Origin of the sequence: Pseudoflavonifractor sp. MCC625 (assembly GCF_018784545.1) — a bacterium.
GTDB lineage: Bacteria > Bacillota > Clostridia > Oscillospirales > Oscillospiraceae > Pseudoflavonifractor_A > Pseudoflavonifractor_A gallinarum.
In genome coordinates this window covers 1-926 of the sequence record NZ_WQOJ01000040.1, presented here as the reverse complement: position 1 = coordinate 926, position 926 = coordinate 1, and the positions used below count along the sequence as shown (strand labels likewise).

General features: G+C 54.3%; 2 protein-coding genes and 1 pseudogene. 1 reads left to right on the top strand and 2 read right to left on the bottom strand.

What is annotated here, in order from left to right:
• Both GPK94_RS13600 and GPK94_RS13595 read right to left on the bottom strand, forming a co-directional pair.
• Positions 1–437: hypothetical protein (locus tag GPK94_RS13600; RefSeq protein WP_215656079.1), on the bottom strand; the 437-nt coding region annotated here is incomplete at its 3' end.
• Positions 365–721, bottom strand: a complete 357-nt coding sequence (locus GPK94_RS13595) for a TnpV protein (RefSeq protein WP_215656078.1) — start codon at positions 719–721, stop codon at positions 365–367. The genes GPK94_RS13600 and GPK94_RS13595, both read right to left, overlap by 73 nt.
• On the opposite strand from GPK94_RS13595, the pseudogene GPK94_RS13590 reads away from it, so the two are divergent.
• Positions 708–926, top strand: a pseudogene (locus GPK94_RS13590) (hypothetical protein); the annotation flags it as partial. The gene GPK94_RS13595 and the pseudogene GPK94_RS13590 sit on opposite strands and share 14 nt — an antisense overlap.

Sequence of the window (926 nt, the reverse complement as noted above, 5' to 3'; positions counted from 1 at the left end):
TCCAAAAGCTCCCCGATACGCTCTGCGGCGCTCTCCCAGGAAATGACCTGGGCAGACCTGTCATAACGGACAGACTTCCCATGTGAAAGATGGATACCATCCTCGGCATACCATGCGCTCACACTGCCAAGGCCATTGCCGCCGTGGTACAGCGTTTTCAGTATCTCGGCAATCTCAGCGGTGGTTTTCTGCTTTTCAAAGGCTGCAACCACACGCTCCCTTTGACGGTCTGTATTGCCGCCCAAACGCAGCACATGGTCGATGTCATTTTGGGCAAAAGAAAAAGCAGAGGATGTATGCGCTACATTCTCTGCTTCATCTATGGATTGGATCTGTTCCGCTTCGGAGAGGAACAGGTTTAGGGTCAGCTGTTGATAAGCTCCGCCATCAGGATCTCCTCTGCCTGGGCTTTGCAGGTGTTCATCAGCCCCACCCACTTCATGGGATCGCTGGCTTTCAGTTCCTCGGTGGCTCCCGCTTCCTTCGCCAGCTGGGGCATCATCTGCTCCAGTCTGCTCTGGGCGGTCTCGTCGATCTCCAGAAGATGCTGGTACAACTTCTCGCTCAGCAGCATCTGGTTGTAGAGGATGGGACGATGTTCCTTCAGGTAGTTTTTCCTCATCCTGCCGTACTTGCCCAGGGGTTTCGACCGCTGCTGGCTCAACTTCAGGTCGGGAATCAGATAGTCTCCGTTCTGGATATAGGTCATGGGATTGTTCATCTTGTTTGCTCCTTTCTTGGTTGGCTTCGCGCTCTGCATTTCGGACGGTAACGCCGATCTGCCGCAGCACCTGCTGGTTGATCTGGCTGACCGCTGTTCCCAGCGCCCCGATGGTTGCCGGAGTATTGAAATCAAAGATCGCCATGAAATCTTCGTGGTCGAAGTAGCGTTCCGGCTCCAGTCCACAGCGGGACATCAAAGCGTA